The 17,675-nt window shown below is 60.1% G+C and carries 13 protein-coding genes and 4 tRNA genes; 6 read left to right on the plus strand and 11 right to left on the minus strand.

What is annotated here, in order from left to right; all coding sequences use genetic code 11:
• Positions 1 to 93 precede the first annotated feature (93 nt).
• The 7 genes from clpX to AC0IYN_RS29730 form a co-directional block, all read right to left on the minus strand.
• On the minus strand, positions 94 to 1,377 hold the full coding sequence (clpX, locus tag AC0IYN_RS29700; protein WP_010209414.1) for an ATP-dependent Clp protease ATP-binding subunit ClpX: 1,284 nt from the start codon (positions 1,375 to 1,377) through the stop codon (positions 94 to 96).
• Positions 1,378 to 1,488: 111 nt separating this feature from the next.
• Complete coding sequence (gene clpP / locus AC0IYN_RS29705; protein ID WP_034107269.1) at positions 1,489 to 2,124, minus strand: ATP-dependent Clp endopeptidase proteolytic subunit ClpP; 636 nt, start codon at positions 2,122 to 2,124, stop codon at positions 1,489 to 1,491.
• A 91-nt stretch (positions 2,125 to 2,215) separates the two neighbouring features.
• On the minus strand, positions 2,216 to 3,526 hold the full coding sequence (tig, locus tag AC0IYN_RS29710) for a trigger factor (protein WP_034107271.1): 1,311 nt from the start codon (positions 3,524 to 3,526) through the stop codon (positions 2,216 to 2,218).
• Positions 3,527 to 3,926: 400 nt separating this feature from the next.
• Positions 3,927 to 4,002, minus strand: a tRNA-His gene (locus tag AC0IYN_RS29715).
• An 80-nt stretch (positions 4,003 to 4,082) separates the two neighbouring features.
• Positions 4,083 to 4,167 (minus strand) — tRNA-Leu (locus AC0IYN_RS29720).
• Positions 4,168 to 4,223: 56 nt separating this feature from the next.
• Positions 4,224 to 4,299: transfer RNA gene (locus tag AC0IYN_RS29725), tRNA-His, on the minus strand.
• Between the two features lie 32 nt (positions 4,300 to 4,331).
• Positions 4,332 to 4,408 (minus strand) — tRNA-Arg (locus tag AC0IYN_RS29730).
• A gap of 279 nt (positions 4,409 to 4,687) precedes the next feature.
• Here AC0IYN_RS29730 and folD point away from each other — a divergent pair.
• Together folD and pbpG are read left to right on the plus strand one after the other, a co-directional pair.
• Positions 4,688 to 5,542 carry a bifunctional methylenetetrahydrofolate dehydrogenase/methenyltetrahydrofolate cyclohydrolase FolD gene (gene folD / locus AC0IYN_RS29735; RefSeq protein WP_471844612.1) on the plus strand — a complete coding sequence of 285 codons (855 nt, stop codon included), beginning with the start codon at positions 4,688 to 4,690 and terminating at the stop codon, positions 5,540 to 5,542.
• Positions 5,543 to 5,750: 208 nt separating this feature from the next.
• Positions 5,751 to 6,674 carry a D-alanyl-D-alanine endopeptidase gene (pbpG, locus tag AC0IYN_RS29740; protein ID WP_046035572.1) on the plus strand — a complete coding sequence of 308 codons (924 nt, stop codon included), beginning with the start codon at positions 5,751 to 5,753 and terminating at the stop codon, positions 6,672 to 6,674.
• Positions 6,675 to 6,809: 135 nt separating this feature from the next.
• Here pbpG and AC0IYN_RS29745 read toward each other — a convergent pair whose 3' ends face one another.
• A complete protein-coding gene (locus AC0IYN_RS29745) occupies positions 6,810 to 7,472 on the minus strand; it encodes a C39 family peptidase (protein ID WP_457239098.1) in 663 nt (220 codons plus the stop codon).
• A 210-nt stretch (positions 7,473 to 7,682) separates the two neighbouring features.
• Between AC0IYN_RS29745 and AC0IYN_RS29750 the strand changes: the two genes are divergently transcribed.
• Positions 7,683 to 7,844, plus strand: coding sequence for a hypothetical protein (locus AC0IYN_RS29750; protein WP_406598670.1), 162 nt, complete (start codon positions 7,683 to 7,685; stop codon positions 7,842 to 7,844).
• Here AC0IYN_RS29750 and AC0IYN_RS29755 read toward each other — a convergent pair.
• Positions 7,841 to 8,266 carry a PA0061/PA0062 family lipoprotein gene (locus AC0IYN_RS29755; RefSeq protein ID WP_457239097.1) on the minus strand — a complete coding sequence of 142 codons (426 nt, stop codon included), beginning with the start codon at positions 8,264 to 8,266 and terminating at the stop codon, positions 7,841 to 7,843. The two genes, AC0IYN_RS29750 and AC0IYN_RS29755, sit on opposite strands and share 4 nt — an antisense overlap.
• Before the next feature lie 195 nt (positions 8,267 to 8,461).
• Here AC0IYN_RS29755 and AC0IYN_RS29760 point away from each other — a divergent pair, with 195 nt between their 5' ends.
• The 3 genes from AC0IYN_RS29760 to AC0IYN_RS29770 are packed head-to-tail and all read left to right on the plus strand — an operon-like array spanning position 8,462 to position 14,244.
• A complete protein-coding gene (locus AC0IYN_RS29760) occupies positions 8,462 to 11,683 on the plus strand; it encodes an efflux RND transporter permease subunit (protein ID WP_406598669.1) in 3,222 nt (1,073 codons plus the stop codon).
• On the plus strand, positions 11,673 to 12,842 hold the full coding sequence (locus AC0IYN_RS29765; protein WP_406598668.1) for an efflux RND transporter periplasmic adaptor subunit: 1,170 nt from the start codon (positions 11,673 to 11,675) through the stop codon (positions 12,840 to 12,842). The genes AC0IYN_RS29760 and AC0IYN_RS29765 overlap by 11 nt, the downstream gene beginning before the upstream one ends.
• Positions 12,826 to 14,244 carry an efflux transporter outer membrane subunit gene (locus AC0IYN_RS29770; RefSeq protein WP_471844616.1) on the plus strand — a complete coding sequence of 473 codons (1,419 nt, stop codon included), beginning with the start codon at positions 12,826 to 12,828 and terminating at the stop codon, positions 14,242 to 14,244. Before AC0IYN_RS29765 ends, AC0IYN_RS29770 begins: the two co-directional genes overlap by 17 nt.
• 100 nt (positions 14,245 to 14,344) lie before the next feature.
• Here AC0IYN_RS29770 and AC0IYN_RS29775 read toward each other — a convergent pair whose 3' ends face one another.
• Together AC0IYN_RS29775 and AC0IYN_RS29780 are read right to left on the minus strand one after the other, a co-directional pair.
• On the minus strand, positions 14,345 to 15,628 hold the full coding sequence (locus AC0IYN_RS29775; protein ID WP_457248726.1) for a Zn-dependent hydrolase: 1,284 nt from the start codon (positions 15,626 to 15,628) through the stop codon (positions 14,345 to 14,347).
• 89 nt (positions 15,629 to 15,717) lie between these two features.
• A complete protein-coding gene (locus AC0IYN_RS29780; RefSeq protein WP_071493508.1) occupies positions 15,718 to 17,205 on the minus strand; it encodes an NCS1 family nucleobase:cation symporter-1 in 1,488 nt (495 codons plus the stop codon).
• Between the last annotated feature and the right edge of the window lie 470 nt (positions 17,206 to 17,675).

Raw genomic sequence — 17,675 nt, forward strand, 5'->3', positions numbered from 1 at the left:
AGTTAAACGCAGTAAACGCTCTGGCGTAAAAAACGCCGTAAAAACAAAGGGGCCCCTGGAGGCCCCTTTGTTTATACCGACACTGCGAAACGCTTACGCGTCTGGCGCAGCCTTGGCAGCCGGCTCACTGTTTTCGTAGATATACAGTGGCTTGGACTTACCTTCTATAACGCTTTCGTCGATCACCACTTTACTCACCTCGGACTGCGAGGGGATCTCGTACATGGTGTCGAGCAGCACGCCTTCAAGAATCGAACGCAGGCCACGTGCACCGGTCTTGCGCTCCAGTGCCCGCTTGGCCACTGATTTGAGTGCGTCGGTACGGAACTCGAGGTCTACACCTTCCATCTCGAACAACTTGGCGTATTGCTTGGTCAGGGCGTTTTTCGGCTCGGTGAGGATCTGGATCAGAGCCGCCTCATCCAATTCGTCCAACGTCGCGAGGACCGGCAGACGGCCAACGAATTCCGGGATCAGACCGAACTTGACCAGATCGTCAGGCTCGACTTCACGCAGGGACTCGCCCACCTTCTTGCCTTCTTCCTTGCTGCGCACTTCTGCACTGAAACCGATGCCACCACGGGTGGAACGCTGCTGGATCACTTTTTCCAGACCAGAGAACGCACCGCCACAGATGAACAGGATGTTGCGTGTATCAACCTGAAGGAATTCCTGCTGCGGGTGCTTGCGGCCGCCTTGTGGCGGTACGGAAGCAACCGTGCCTTCGATCAGCTTCAACAGGGCCTGCTGCACGCCTTCACCGGAAACGTCCCGGGTGATCGACGGGTTGTCCGACTTGCGCGAGATCTTGTCGATCTCGTCGATGTAGACAATACCCATTTGGGCTTTCTCTACGTCGTAGTCGCACTTCTGCAGCAGTTTCTGAATGATGTTCTCGACGTCTTCACCCACGTAGCCAGCCTCGGTGAGGGTGGTGGCGTCGGCGATGGTGAACGGAACGTTCAGCAGGCGAGCGAGGGTTTCTGCAAGCAGGGTTTTACCCGAACCTGTAGGACCGATCAGCAAGATGTTGCTCTTGCCGAGTTCAACTTCGTCGCCTTTCTTGTCACGCTGGTTCAAGCGTTTGTAGTGGTTGTACACCGCTACGGCCAGAACCTTCTTTGCACGCTCTTGACCAATCACGTACTGGTCAAGGATGCCGCTGATTTCTTTAGGCGAAGGCAATTTATGCGCACTGCTCTCGGCCTGGGCTTCCTGCACCTCCTCACGGATGATGTCATTGCACAGGTCGACGCATTCGTCGCAGATAAACACCGAGGGGCCGGCAATCAATTTGCGTACTTCATGCTGGCTTTTGCCACAGAAGGAGCAATAGAGCAGCTTGCCGTTGTCCTCGCCGTTGCGGGTGTCAGTCATTCGTTCGATCCAAATCCGATAGGCTTGCAACACAAGATGAAGGCTTATGCGGGCTTTTTCAAGCCCGCCAGTGGTCGGCATGCCGACCAGCCCTATTTTGAGCAGCTTATATTAAGCGGGGCGCTGACTGATCACTGCGTCGATCAGCCCGTATTCCTTGGCCGCTTCGGCACTCATGAAGTTGTCGCGATTGGTATCGCGCTCGATTTCTTCCAGGGTACGCCCGCTGTGCTTGGCCATCAGCGTGTTGAGACGCTCACGAATGAACAGGATTTCCTTGGCGTGGATTTCGATATCCGAAGCCTGGCCCTGGAAACCGCCCAATGGCTGGTGAATCATCACGCGCGAGTTCGGCAGGCAGAAACGCTTGCCCTCGGCACCTGCTGTCAGCAGGAACGCGCCCATGCTGCAAGCCTGGCCGATGCAGGTGGTCGACACGTTAGGTTTGATGAACTGCATGGTGTCGTAGATCGACATGCCTGCAGTCACCGAACCGCCCGGGGAGTTGATGTAGAGATGGATGTCCTTGTCCGGGTTTTCCGCTTCAAGGAACAGCAGCTGCGCACAGATCAGGTTGGCCATGTAGTCCTCTACGGGGCCCACCAGAAAGATCACTCGCTCCTTGAGCAGGCGCGAGTAGATGTCGTAGGCGCGTTCGCCACGAGCGGACTGCTCGACAACCATCGGGACCAGGCCGCCAGCGGCCTGGATATCAGAGTTCTGCTGAATATAGGAATTACGGAACATGCTCTGCAGTTACTCCCAAATAGTCATGTCTTGAAAACGCATAAGCCAGCGCGAGGCTGGCTTATGGTTGAATTTCCAACGAGTTGGACAATCAGTCGGCTTGTGCTGCTTCCGCCGGTTTGACTGCTTCTTCGTAAGAGACCGCTTTGTCGGTCACCTTAGCCTTCTGCAGAACAGTATCCACAACTTGTTCTTCCAGCACAACCGAACGCACTTCGTTCAGCTGCTGATCGTTCTTGTAGTACCAAGCCACGACTTGCTCAGGCTCCTGGTAGGCCGAAGCCATTTCCTGGATCATTTCGCGAACGCGGTCTTCGTCAGGCTTGAGGTCGAACTGCTTGACCACTTCAGCCACGATCAGGCCCAGCACGACGCGGCGCTTGGCTTGCTCTTCGAACAGCTCGGCCGGCAGTTGGTCAGGCTTGATGTTGCCACCAAACTGCTGAACAGCTTGCACGCGCAGGCGATCCACTTCGTTGGACAGCAGGGCCTTAGGCACTTCGATCGGGTTGGCGGCCAGCAGACCGTCCATGACCTGGTTCTTGACCTTGGACTTGATGGCCTGACGCAGCTCGCGCTCCATGTTCTTGCGAACTTCGGTGCGGAAGCCTTCGATGCCGGTTTCCTTGATACCGAATTGAGCGAAGAACTCTTCGTTCAGCTCTGGCAGCTTAGGCTCGGACACGCTGTTGACGGTCACGGTGAACTCGGCGGTTTTACCAGCCAGGTCCAGGTTCTGGTAGTCAGCAGGGAAGGTCAGGTTCAGAACGCGCTCTTCACCGGCTTTGGCGCCAACCAGGCCGTCTTCGAAACCCGGGATCATGCGGTTGGAACCCAGCACCAGCTGAGTACCCTTGGCGGAGCCGCCAGCGAATGCTTCGCCGTCAACCTTGCCAACGAAATCGATGTTCAGCTGGTCTTCGTTCTGGGCAGCACGCTCGGCCACTTCGAAACGGGTGTTCTGCTTGCGCAGGATTTCCAGCATGTTGTCCAGGTCCGAATCAGCCACTTCGGCGCTCAGGCGCTCGATAGCGATACCGTCGAAACCGGCCACTTCAAACTCAGGGAACACTTCGAATACGGCAACGTATTCCAGGTCCTTGCCTGCTTCCAGGGACTTAGGCTCGATCGACGGCGAACCAGCCGGGTTCAGCTTTTGCTCAACCACTGCTTCGTAGAAGGAAGCCTGGATCACGTCACCGACAGCTTCCTGGCGCGCATCGGCACCAAAACGGCGCTTGATTTCGCTCATTGGCACTTTGCCTGGACGGAAACCAGCGATCTTGGCCTTTTGGGCAGTCTGCTGCAGACGCTTGTTGACCGCAGTCTCGATACGCTCAGCCGGCACGGTGATGCTCAGGCGGCGCTCAAGAGCAGTAGTATTTTCAACAGAAACTTGCATGGATATTCCTCGTTGCACAGACGTTAGCCGGCCATTTCCGACCCCAATCAAGGGCATGCATTCTAGTGGGTCAAACTCAAGAAGTCACCCTACTGGAAATACGCCCGAAAACAGCCGGCAATTTATCGGTACGAAGGCACTGACGCACCCCGCCCCGGTGACAAATACAGCCCATCACGCCAGGGCTGTGCGCCGCCCCTTCTATATATAGAAGAAGTCGTCATCCATCTCCCTGACGGCCAACCCTTCGAACAGGGCCGGCAGGCAGTGCGGCATCATCGAGATACATAAATACGACGAAACGCCCTGCCATTGCGACCCAGTACCTGCAGCCGCGGAATATTCGAACCGCTGAAACCAAAAAAGGCGCCAGACTGTTAAATCTGGCGCCTTTCGAATATGGGGTGGACGAAGGGGATCGAACCCTCGACAACGGGAGTCACAATCCCGTGCTCTACCAACTGAGCTACGCCCACCATATTGCGTTAACAAAGAAACCAAACCACTTCTTCTTTGTTGAGCCCTACCCTGTTTTTCAACGGGGCCAAGCTTTATTTGGTGCGGATGAAGAGACTCGAACTCTTACGCCTCGCGGCGCTGGAACCTAAATCCAGTGTGTCTACCAATTCCACCACATCCGCGCTTGAAGCTCTTAAAGCAAAGGCGCCAGACGATTAATCTGGCGCCTTTTAAAATATGGGGTGGACGAAGGGGATCGAACCCTCGACAACGGGAGTCACAATCCCGTGCTCTACCAACTGAGCTACGCCCACCATATAGCGCTACTTGTGCCAAAGCTGCCTAATGGCGCACCCGGCAGGACTCGAACCTGCGACCATCCGCTTAGAAGGCGGATGCTCTATCCAGCTGAGCTACGGGCGCCTGATTAATCTGTACTCTTTGAAGATTACAAACTAAGTGCTTCCAGCCTTGCAGAACAACACGCCATTCTGCTCGACCTTCTTAACCAGTGCTAGGCTGTGCCCGACAAGTGCGACGAATAGTATAGACGCCCTCGAAACCCGTCAAATCTTTTTTGAAAAAAACTGATTTTATTTAAGGGGTTAGGGCAATTTGCAGACCAAGCGCCTTTGCCCTCACGTCCTGGCATGCGAGAATGCGCGCACTTTTCTTCCCCCTCTCGATGGTTAATCACGCGTAATGACTGCACAACTTATCGACGGCAAATCAATCGCCGCCAGCCTGCGCCAGCAGATCGCCAAACGAGTCACCGAGCGCAGCCAGCAAGGCCTGCGCACGCCGGGCCTCGCGGTGATCCTGGTCGGCAGCGATCCTGCCTCTCAGGTTTATGTCTCGCACAAGCGTAAAGACTGTGAAGAGGTCGGCTTTATTTCCAAGTCCTACGACTTGCCTTCCGAGACCACCCAACAGGCCCTTACCGACCTGATCGACGGCCTCAACGACGATCCCGCGATCGACGGCATCCTGCTCCAATTGCCACTGCCCGAGCACCTGGACGCCTCCAAACTGCTGGAGCGCATTCGCCCGGACAAGGATGTCGACGGTTTCCACCCTTATAATGTCGGCCGCCTGGCCCAGCGCATCCCGCTGCTGCGCCCGTGCACCCCGAAAGGCATCATGACCCTGCTGGAAAGCACCGGTGTCGACCTGTACGGCCTCGATGCCGTGGTCGTCGGCGCGTCCAACATCGTCGGTCGCCCGATGGCCATGGAACTGCTGCTGGCCGGCTGCACCGTGACCGTCACCCACCGCTTCACCAAGGACCTTGCCGGCCACGTTGGCCGCGCTGACCTGGTGGTCGTCGCCGCCGGCAAGCCGGGCCTGGTCAAGGGTGAGTGGATCAAGGAAGGCGCCATCGTCATCGACGTAGGCATCAACCGCCAGGACGACGGCAAGCTGGTCGGCGACGTGGTGTACGAAACCGCCCTGCCCCGCGCTGGCTGGATTACTCCAGTACCAGGCGGCGTCGGCCCGATGACGCGCGCCTGCCTGCTTGAGAACACCTTGTACGCCGCCGAAACCCTGCACGATTAATAACCAGGCGTACTGAAAAAGCCCTGCCTTATCGCAGGGCTTTTTATTGCCCGCAATAAAACCTGTTTTTTCTTAGTTTTTAAGCACTTTCGTCCGGTTCTAGAAGAACATTCGACAGTTTCTGATCCATACTCCTAAAATGTAACGGCATTTACCAAAAACCCGTTTCCGAACGGTATTTCCTTACTTTTTTAGCGAGTTCATCCGCGTGAAAATTCGTCTTTCTATCATCAGCCTATTTTTCGCTTTCACAGGCAACTTCGCGCACGCCGCCGAAACCACCCAGGCCCCGCGTGATACGTCCAAGCTGCAAATCGCTTCTGGCAGCGCCATGCTGGTCGACCTGCAGACCAACAAGGTCATTTATTCCAGCAACCCGGACGTGGTGGTGCCCATCGCTTCGGTGAGCAAATTAATGACTGGCCTGATCGTGCTCGAAGCCAAGCAGAACATGGATGAGTACATCGATATCAACATCACCGACACGCCCGAAATGAAAGGCGTGTTCTCGCGCGTGAAGATCGGCAGCCAGATGCCGCGCAAGGAAATGCTGCTGATCGCCCTGATGTCCTCGGAAAACCGCGCCGCCGCGAGCCTGGCCCACCACTATCCGGGTGGCTATGCAGCCTTCATCGCCGCGATGAACGCCAAGGCCAAGGCGCTGGGCATGACCAGCACGCACTATGTCGAACCCACGGGCCTGTCGATCCACAACGTGTCCACCGCCCGTGACCTGAGCAAATTGCTGGCCGCCGCGCGTCACTACCCGCTGCTGAGCCAACTGAGCACCACCAAGGAAAAGACCGTGTCGTTCCGCAAGCCCAACTACACCCTGGGCTTCTCTAACACGGACCATCTGATCAACCGCGCCAACTGGGACATCAAGCTGACCAAGACCGGCTTCACCAACCAGGCCGGCCACTGCCTGGTGCTGGTGACCAGCATGGGCAACCGCCCGGTATCGTTGGTGATCCTGGATGCCTTCGGCAAATTCACCCACTTTGCCGATGCCAGCCGTATCCGCAATTGGGTCGAGACCGGCAAGAGCGGTTCGGTGCCGGATGTGGCGTTGCGCTACAAGGCTGACAAGAACCTGAAAAACCGTCCTAACGCCGCCGAAGTACGTCGCTGATCACACATTCATGTAGGAGCTGGCTTGCCTGCGATCGCATCACCGCGGTGTAACTGGAACACCTCAGTGCCTGCATCGCGGGCAAGCCCGGCTCCCACACAACCCAGCGCCCGCACTGGAGCGTCGGTGTGTTGTTTACTTGCGTTCCGCCAGCACCTTCAGCGCCTGCGCCGCCGCGCGCTCCTGCCCCGCCTGGCCCGTCGCGTTGGCCGCATCCCGCCAGCGCTGGGCGTCCACATTGGCCGGCAACTGGCTCGGGCGCTGGGTGAGGATCGCCCAACTGCCGGCGCTGTTCCACTTTGACTCAAAGTCGCTGAAGCTCATCAACAACCGCCGGTCCATGCCCGAGCGCAGCAACACCGTGCTTTTCTGTTGATTGAAACCCACCACGACCACGTAGTGCGCGTCCGACCACAGCCCGCCGCCGATCCGCGCCATCACTGGATAACCCGCCGCCACCTGTGCCAGCACCGCTGTCAGCTTGGCGTCCAGCGGGTACACCATCAGCCCGTACTCGCGCGCCAGCACCTGCATATTGCGCTCAAGGTCCGCTTCGCCGCCCGGCAGATGCAGCGGCTTATCCAGCAACCCCGGTGTCATGACAATGCCTTGTTGCGACAGCATGCTGGCTAATGCCGTAGGACCGCTCTGATAAGCCTCGCTGCGAAACGTCGGCACGCCATTGAGTTCGACACGTTCCGGCAGGCCCGCCAGTTTCGACGGCGTTGCGGAACAGGCCGCAAGCCCCAGGGCGCAGGCCAATAGAACGGATGTTTTAAGGTTTGACCGTAACCGCAATTTTCTACTCTCTTGATCAACTGCCGGTAAGGGCCCTGATCATAGGACGCCCGGCCACGCGGGTATAGCCCGCAGGCTTAGTAAAGGGAATGGATAGAGCAAAGAAGTTGGAAGGACACGACCATTGGTCAATAGCAGGCAACGGCCAGATAGCTAGACTGTCCATTGAGAAGACTGTGTGTGCCCCGGACGGGGCGTAAGGAGGCCCGAATGAGCCTTGCAACAACGATTTTACTGTTGATCTGCGGTTGGCTGGCGGTAGCCGGCGCCATGTTGTGGGGGGTGTTGCGCATAACCCGCCGGCACCATCACCCCCACGTCAAACCCGCTGCACCTGCCAAGCCCCATAAGGCGGCAGTGCACCACGCCTAGCCAGGCATGCAATTGAAGTCCTGAGTCGCCGCGACTTCCTTGCCGTGGCCATCCATCAAGGCGGCGCGCACGGTGGTGCCGAGGCTGGATTCCACCAGAGTGTAGTGCTCACCCGCCTTGAAGTGCTTGTATTCGACGCGACCCTGGCAGTCCTGCTGGTTGTCGTCGCCCGGCTCTTCTTCGAACAGCGTGACATCCAAGCGATGGTCGCCCGGCGGCACCTCAAAAAAGCGCCCGTCATCCACGCGCTTGCCGTCTACACGCTCGGCCATCAGGTCGTTCGGTGCTTCTTCTTTCAGACCGATCCACGCTTCGCTCGGGTCAGCCTTGGGGATCGGGCCGGCGCACGCCGATAACAACAGCACGGCACCGAGGGCGGGGATCAACAGCAATGGTTTGAGTGACTGGGTTTTGAGTGACATGGCAGGGCTCCAAAGCAGGACATGTGTCCGATGGGTTACAAGCTTGGGGAGTGGACCTGTGTAGAACAAATGAATACATATGAAACGATCTTCAGCGCTTACCTAAATGTTCCTTCACCTGGCTGAAAGGTGCGTGTTAGGTGGGTCGCGCGAGACTGCCGGGGTTTGCAATCCTGCTCCTCTGGAGGTTCACGCATGCTCGGGCTGGTAAAGACCGCACTGCAAAAGCCGTACACGTTTATCGTGTTGGCCATATTCATCTGCATCATCGGGCCGATGGCGGCCCTGCGTACCCCCACTGACGTTTTCCCGGATATCGGCATCCCCGTGGTCGCCGTGGTGTGGCAGTACAATGGCCTGTCGCCGGACGCCATGGCCGGTCGGGTGATCTACACCTACGAACGCTCCCTGAGCACCACCGTCAACGACATCGAACACATCGAATCGCAATCGCTGCCCGGCATGGGCATCGTGAAAATATTCTTCCAGCCTGGCGTGGATATCCGCACCGCCAACGCCCAAGTGACGGCGGTTTCACAAACCGTACTCAAGCAAATGCCCCCAGGCATCACGCCGCCGCTGATCCTCAACTACAGCGCCTCGACGGTGCCGATCCTGCAGATGGCGTTCTCCAGCCCGAGCCTCTCGGAAGCGAAGATCCGCGACCTGGTGCAGAACAATATCCGCCTGCCGCTGAGCGCCCTGCCCGGCCTGGCCATGCCCACACCCATGGGCGGCAAGCAACGCCAGATCACCCTCGACCTCGACCCGCAGGCGCTCGCCGCCAAAGGCTTGTCGGCCCAGGACGTGGGCAATGCCCTGGCGTTGCAGAACCAGATCATCCCGGTGGGCACCGCCAAACTCGGCCCCAACGAATACACGATCCTGCTCAACAACAGCCCCAAGGCCATCGATGAACTCAATGACCTGCCGATCAAGACCGTCGACGGTGCGCTGATCACCATCGGCCAAGTGGCCCACGTACGCGATGGTTCGCCGCCGCAGACCAATATCGTGCGCGTCGACGGCCATCGCGCGGTGCTGATGCCGGCGCTGAAAAACGGCAGCATCTCGACCCTGTCGATCATCGACGGCATCCGCCAGATGCTGCCGCGCATCAATGAAACCCTGCCGCCGTCGCTGAAGACTTCGCTGCTCGGCGACGCCTCGGTGTTCGTCAAGCAATCGGTAGGCAGCGTGGCCCAGGAAGGCATCATCGCCGCGTTGCTGACCAGCGCGATGATCCTGCTGTTCCTCGGCAGTTGGCGTTCGACATTGATCATCGCTGCATCGATTCCGCTGGCCGTGCTGTCGGCCATCGCGCTGCTGGCGGTCAGCGGGCAAACCCTCAACGTGATGACGTTGGGCGGGCTGGCGCTGGCGGTGGGGATCCTGGTGGACGACGCCACGGTGACCATCGAGAACATCAACTGGCACCTGGAGCAAGGCAAGGCGGTGAAGACCGCGATCCTCGACGGTGCCGCGCAAATTGTCGGGCCGGCGTTCGTCTCGCTGCTGTGTATCTGCATCGTGTTCGTGCCGATGTTTTTGCTGCAAGGCATCGCCGGCTACCTGTTCCGGCCAATGGCCCTGGCGGTGATCTTTGCCATGGCCAGCTCCTTCATCCTCTCGCGTACGCTAGTGCCGACCCTGGCGATGTTCCTGCTCAAGCCGCACACGCCCGAGGCCGGTGCGGGGCATCATCCAGAGGATGAGTTCATTAACCACCACGAAGGCGAGCAGCACACAAAACCACGCAATGCGGTGCTGCAATCGGTGTTGAATTTCCAGCAGGGGTTCGAGCGCCACTTCTCGAATATCCGTGACACCTACCACGGCCTGCTGACCTTGGCCCTGGGCAACCGCAAGCGTTTTATCGTCGGTTTCCTGGCCTGTGTCCTGGCGTCCTTCCTGCTGTTGCCCAGCCTGGGCCAGGACTTTTTCCCAGCCACCGATGCAGGCGCCCTGGCCCTTCACGTGCGTTTGCCACTGGGCACGCGTATCGAAGAAAGCGCCGCCGCCTTCGACCGCATCGAAGCGCGGATTCGTGAAGTCATCCCCGCCGAAGAGCTGGACACCATCGTCGATAACATTGGCATCCCGCTCAGCGGCATCGACATGGCCTACAGCAGCAGCGGCACCATCGGCCCGCAGGACGGCGATATCCAGGTCACCCTGAAAAAAGACCACGCCCCCACCGCCGACTACGTGAAAAAACTGCGCGAAGCCTTGCCGCAAAGTTTCCCCGGCAGCCACTTCGCCTTCCTGCCGGCGGACATCAGCAGCCAGATCCTCAACTTTGGCGCTCCCGCCCCGTTGGACGTGAAAATCTCCGGGCGCAGCGATGAAGAAAACCGTGCCTATGCGGTGGAGCTTGAGCGTCGCTTGCAGCACGTACCGGGCATTGCCGACCTGCGTATCCAGCAGTCCACCGGCTACCCGTCGCTGCAGGTGAACGTCGACCGCATGCGCGCCAATGGCCTGGGCATCACCGAGCGCGACGTGACCAACAGCATGGTCGCCTCCCTCGCCGGCAGCTCCCAGGTGGCGCCAACCTTCTGGCTCAATCCGGCCAACGGCGTGTCCTACTCCATCGTAGCGGCGACCCCGCAATACCGCCTCGACAGCCTGCCCTCACTGGAAGCCCTGCCGGTGACCGGCGCTGACGGCCAGTCGCAGATCCTTGGCGGCGTGGCGACTATTGCCCGCGTGCAAAGCCCCGCGGTGGTCACCCACTACAACATCGAACCGACCCTGGACCTGTACGCCAACGTGCAAGGCCGCGACCTCGGCGGCGTGGCCCGCGACGTGCAAAAAGTGCTGGACGACACCGCATCCATGCGCCCCAAAGGCGCGGTGATCAGCCTGCATGGGCAGATCGACGCGCTGCATGAAGCCTTCAGCGGCCTGAGCTTCGGCCTGCTCGGTGCGGTGGTGCTGATCTACCTGCTGATCGTGGTCAACTTCCAGTCGTGGGTCGACCCGTTCGTGATCATCACTGCTTTGCCGGCGGCCCTGGCGGGGATTGTGTGGATGCTGTTTCTCAGCGGCACGTCCTTGTCGGTGCCCGCCTTGACCGGCGCGATCCTGTGCATGGGCGTCGCCACCGCCAACTCGATCCTGGTGGTGAGCTTCTGCCGTGAACGCCTGGCCGAACATGGTGATGCACTGAAGGCCGCCCTGGAAGCCGGTTACACGCGCTTCCGCCCGGTGTGCATGACCGCCCTGGCGATGATCATCGGCATGTTGCCCCTGGCGATTTCCGAAGAGCAGAACGCCCCGCTCGGCCGCGCCGTGATCGGCGGCCTGATCCTCGCCACCACCGCCACCCTGTTGTTTGTCCCCGTGGTCTTCAGCCTGGTCCACGGTCGTCACCCTACTCGCGCAACTGCTGGAGAAACGTCTCATGTCGTCTGATCACAAACCCTCGCGCAAGCGTCTGATGCTCATGGGTGTCGGCGGCCTGACCCTGGCCGCCCTGTTGGTCGCCAACGGCCTGCACGCCCGCACATTGCACGAACAATCGGTCACTGCCTGGACCGAGACCGCCGCCGTCCCGCAAGTGATGGTGTTCCAACCGCAGCAGAATGCCGCGGGCGACACCCTGCGCTTGCCCGCGCACCTGGAAGCCTGGAGCAAGGCGCCGATCCACGCCCGGGTCAGCGGCTACCTCAAGGACTGGAAAGCCGACATCGGCACCCAGGTCAAGTCCGGGCAGATCCTCGCCGAGATCGACAGCCCCGACCTCGACCAACAACTGGCCCAAACCCATGCGCGGCTGGTGCAGGAACAGGCCAATGCACGCCTGGCCGCCACCACCGCCACCCGCTGGCAGAACCTGCTGGCCAGTCACTCGGTGTCGCGCCAGGAGGCCGATGAAAAAACTTCCAACGCCGCTGCCGCCAAAGCCAACGCCGAAGCCGCCGCTGCCGATTACGCCAGGCTTACGGCACTGGAAAGCTACAAGACTATCCGCGCGCCATTCGCGGGCACCATCACTGCGCGCAACACCGACATCGGCCAGTTGATCAAGGCTGATACCGACAGCGACCCAGAGCTGTTCAACATCGCCGACACCCACCAATTGCGCTTGTATGTGCCTGTGCCGCAGAACTATGCGGCGGTCATTCACCCAGGCCTAGAAGCCGAGCTGACCGTGCCCGAGCACCCCGGCGAGCATTTCAAGGCGCGCCTGATCGGCGACTCCACCGCCATCGACCGCCGCTCCGGCACCCTGCTCGCGCAGTTCGTCGCCGACAACCCCAATGACGAGTTGCTGCCCGGCGACTACGCCGAAGCCACCCTGCCGATTCCGGCGGACACCCATGGCGTGAGCATCCCGGCCAGCGCGCTGATCTTCCGTGCCCAAGGCACCCAAGTGGCCGTGCTGGATGCGCAGAATCATGTGCACCTGCAAGACATCCACATCGGCCTCGACCTGGGCGAACGCCTGGTCATCGACCAAGGCCTGAAACCCGCCGACCGCGTGGTCGACAACCCGCCCGACGCCCTGCGCGAAGGCGACCCGGTGCAACTGGCCGACGCCTCTGGAGGTACGCATGCGCCCAAGGCTTAAGCCCCTCGCGGCGTTGATGCTGTTGGCGTTGCAGGGTTGCTCGATGGCGCCCACCTACACAGTGCCGTCACTTGACCTGCCCGCGAATTACCGCGAACAGACCAGCGATGGCCCGTGGCACAGCGCGCAGCCGTCCGACTCATTGGCGCCCGATTGGTGGACCCTCTACCACGACCCGCGCCTGAACGACCTGCAACAGCAACTGCTGAAGGCCAACCCGGACCTGGCGGCGGCACTGGCACACTTCGATGCCTCCCAGGCGTATGCCAGCCAGCTGCATGCCGGGCTGTTCCCGCAGGTCACCGCCAGCGCGCAGCCATTGCGCCAGCGTCAATCGGACTCGCGGCCATTGCGGGGGACCACGCAGCCGTCGGTGTACAACAGCAATACGGCGGGGTTTTCGCTGAGTTATGACCTGGACCTGTGGGGCAAAATCCGCAACCAGGTCGCGGCCGGCGATGCCCAGGCACAAGCGTCCGGCGATGACTTGGCCGTGGCGCGCCTGAGCCTGCAACATCAGTTGGCGACGCTGTATGTGCAACTCAATGGGCTGGATGCACAGGCGCGGATTCTCAACAGTTCACTGGAGGATTTCAGCCAGGCACTGCAACTGACCCGCAGTCGGTATGAGGGCCAGATTGCTTCGGAGCTGGACCTCACCCGCGCGCAAAACCAACTCGCCGAAGCCAAGGCGCAACGGGATGAAGTCCGCGGGCAGCGCAATCTCACCGAACACGCCATAGGTGAGTTGGTGGGTGTGGCGGCCAGTGACTTTAGCGTGCCGCCGAGCCAGCAATTGATCGCACTGCCGGGCGTCCCATCGCAGTTGCCGAGCCATCTGCTGCAACGCCGGCCAGACATCGCGGCGGCGGAGCGTCGCGTGTTTGCCGCCAACGCCAATATCGGCGTGGCCAAGGCGGCGTGGTACCCGGATTTCAGCCTGACCGGCTTGATCGGCGGCCAGACCCAAGGGGTTGGTAACTTGTTGTCCGCTAGCAATCGCTATTGGGCGCTGGGGCCGTTGGTGAACTTGCCGATCTTTGATGGCGGGCGCTTGAGCGCCAATGAACGCCAGGCCAAGGCCGAGTTTGAAGAAGCCTCGGCGCACTACCGCAGCCAGGTGCTGAAGGCCGTGCGCGAGGTGGAAGACAACCTGGCACAACTGCGCGATTTGCAGCAGGAGGCGCAGGATGAGCAAGCGGCGGCGGATGCGGCGCAGCACACCCAAGCGCTGGCCATGAACAGCTACCAGGCCGGGGCCGTGAGCTACCTGGATGTGGTGACGGCGCAGACGGCAGCATTGCAAGCGCAGCGGACCTTGCAGGCGGTGCAGACCCGGCAGTTACAGGCGAGCGTCGGGCTGGTGACCGCGTTGGGTGGCGGCTGGCAGCCCTCTTCCTGACACTGTCCATCCTCCGTAGGAGCCGGCTTGCCGGCGATAGCGTGGTGCCTGACACGCCGCTATCGCCGGCAAGCCGGCTCCTACGTTGGGCGGTGATGGCTTAGGCGGCGAGCTTGCCGCTGGCGATGGCCGCCGATGCGGCCACCATGGCGCGCAGCAGCACCGCACACCCTGCCGCCAGGTCATCCGGCGCGGCATTCTCGATTTCGTTATGGCTGATGCCGCCTTCACACGGCACGAAGATCATCCCCGCCGGCCCCAGTTCGGCGACGAAGATTGCGTCGTGCCCTGCCCCGCTGACGATGTCCATGTTCGACAGGCCCAGGCCATTCGCCGCATTGCGCACCGCTTCCACGCAGCCTTTGTCGAAGTACAGCGGCGGGAAGTCCGCGGTGGGCTCCATCTCGAAACTCAGCCCATGTTTGGCGCAGGTGTCTTCAATGACCTGGCGCACGTGGGCAATCATCGAGTCCAGGCGCGCCGGTTCCAGGTGGCGGAAGTCCAGGGTCATGCGCACTTCGCCGGGAATGACATTGCGCGATCCCGGATAAGCCTGCAAGCAACCCACCGTGCCACACGCATGGGGTTGATGACCCAGCGCTGCCGCGTTGACCGCCGCCACCACTGCTGCCGCGCCCACCAGAGCATCCTTGCGCAGGTGCATCGGCGTCGGCCCCGCATGCGCTTCAACCCCACGCAGCTTCAGGTCAAACCACTTCTGCCCCAGTGCGCCGAGCACCACACCGATGGTTTTCTTCTCGTCCTCAAGAATCGGGCCTTGTTCGATATGTGCTTCGAAATACGCACCGACCTTATGCCCACTGACCGGACGCGAGCCCGCATAGCCAATTGCATTCAATGCATCGCCGACACTGACGCCGTCCACATCGACCTTGGCCAATGTGTCCGCCAGGGTAAATTTCTCGGCGAACACGCCGGAGCCCATCATGCACGGCGGGAAGCGCGAGCCTTCCTCGTTGGTCCACACCACCACTTCCAGCGGCGCCTCGGTTTCCACCTTGAGGTCATTGAGCGTACGCAGCACTTCCACACCCGCCAGCACGCCAAAGCAACCATCAAACTTGCCACCGGTGGGCTGGGTGTCGATGTGGCTGCCGGTCATCACCGGTGGCAGGTTGGGATTGCGCCCAGGGCGGCGGGCGAAGATGTTGCCGATGCCGTCGACGGTCACGGTGCAGCCTGCGGCCTCGCACCACTGCACGAACAGGTCGCGGGCCTTGCGGTCGAGGTCGGTAAGGGCCAGGCGACAGACGCCGCCCTTGGGGGTGGCGCCGAGCTTGGCCAGGTCCATCAGTGACTGCCACAGGCGGTCCCGGTTGATGTGCTGATGGGTCGATTGCAGAACGTCGAGGGCAGCGTTCATGGGGGATCTCCTCAGGCTACATTTCTTATGGATTGACTCAATGCCATCAATGGAATGCGGTCATGCATGTGGATTGCATTTCAAATTATTTACAGTGGTGTTTTCACCGCGACCGGGCTGGCCCCGCGCTTGGCATTGAGCCCGTAGTACAACAAGCCACCCAAGGCCGAACCGGTAAACCAGCCATAGCTGTAGAACCAGCTGAACGCATCGCTGCCCAGTGACAGCAAGGTCAGCACCACCGGCACGCCAAAGGCGATGAAGCCGCTCCAGTTCCAGGCCGGGTAAACGTCATCGCGGTACAGGCCTGCCAGGTCGAGCTGCTGTTTGCGGGTGATGAAGTAGTCCACCACCATGATCCCGGCAATCGGCCCCAGCAGGCTTGAATAGCCGAGCAACCAATTGGAATAAACGGTCTCCAGGCTCACATCGGAAACGATCAGCCCGAGCTTTTTCAGCAGCTCATGGGCCATCAACGCCAAGCCCACCAGGCCGGTCAGGATCACGGCGGTGGTGCGATTGATCAGCTTGGGCGCGATGTTCTGGAAGTCGTTGGTGGGCGAGACAATGTTCGCCGCGGTGTTGGTGGACAAGGTCGCGACGATGATCAATGCCATCGCCACAGCCACCCACACCGGGCTCTGGATATGCCCGATCAGGGTCACCGGGTCGGACACGCTGACGCCCACCAGTTTCACCGAGGCGGCGGTCATGATCACGCCGAGGGCGGCGAACAGGAACATGGTCAGCGGCAGGCCGAATATCTGCCCGAGGATCTGGTCCTTCTGGCTTTTGGCGTAGCGGCTGAAGTCGGGAATGTTCAGCGACAAGGTGGCCCAGAATCCCACCATCGCGGTGAGCCCGGCCATGAAGTAACCGGTGAGGCTCGCGCCTTCCGGGCGTTTCGGCGGGATCGCCATCAACTCACTGATCGACACATTGGGCATCGCCCACACCAGCAAGCCAATGCCCACCGCCACCAGCAGCGGCGCCGACAGGGTTTCAAGGCGCTTGATCGATTCGGCACCGCGCAGCACCACCCACAAATTCAGGCACCAGAAAATCATGAAGCCAATCACTTCACCCGTGCCGCCGAGGGACTTCCAGCCCTCGAAAATCGAGCCCAGGAACAGGTGGATCGCCAACCCGCCGAACATCGTCTGGATACCAAACCACCCGCACGCCACCAGTGCCCGAATCAGGCATGGCACGTTCGAACCGAGGATGCCAAACGACGAACGCAGCAGCACCGGAAACGGTATGCCGTACTTCGTGCCAGGGAACGCATTGAGGGTCAACGGGATCAGCACCACGATGTTGGCGAGCAAAATCGCCATCAGCGCTTCGCCCACCGACAGGCCGAAATACGCAGTGAGCACGCCGCCCAACGTGTAGGTGGGCACGCAGATCGACATGCCGACCCACAGCGCGGTGATGTGCCACTTGTTCCAGGTGCGTTCATGCACCTTGGTCGGTGCCATGTCGTGGTTGTAGCGAGGGCTGTCGAGGACGTCGGGGCCGGCGTCGAGTTCGTACAGGCCGTTGCGCTCAATGACTTGCGATCTGTTCTGTTGCATGGCCGCTCCACGGTTTTTTCGAATTATTTTTGCTCGCCTGCCATTGGGTGCAGGCGGCCGGAGTACCTCGTAAACAACATGACATCACGGGTCCGGCCAGCCGCCACTGCACTCAATAACCGTGCCGACAACCGATACCGCACCCACACCGCGTATATAACTGGCTGATGTTAATCAGCTTTCCGATTGAGCCTTCGGTACTTGCCGCGTTACTCAGGCTAGATAACGTGGAAGTTGCCCGAACGATCAGGACTCAATCTGGTGCAACACAATTATTTTTATTCACTGCCTTCGTCAAGGGGTATGTCTCAAGCGTCTGATTTGCAATAAGAAATGTTGCTCAATTTAAGAACCTGTCAAGTGCGTCAAAATGGTGAGAGGGCGCGACATTTTGGTGATTTCTATTTTTTTACCTTATTAATCAATATGTTAAACACTATATAAGCTTATAAAAAATCTTCTTGCCCAAT

Source organism: Pseudomonas sp. AC112 (assembly GCF_979253545.1).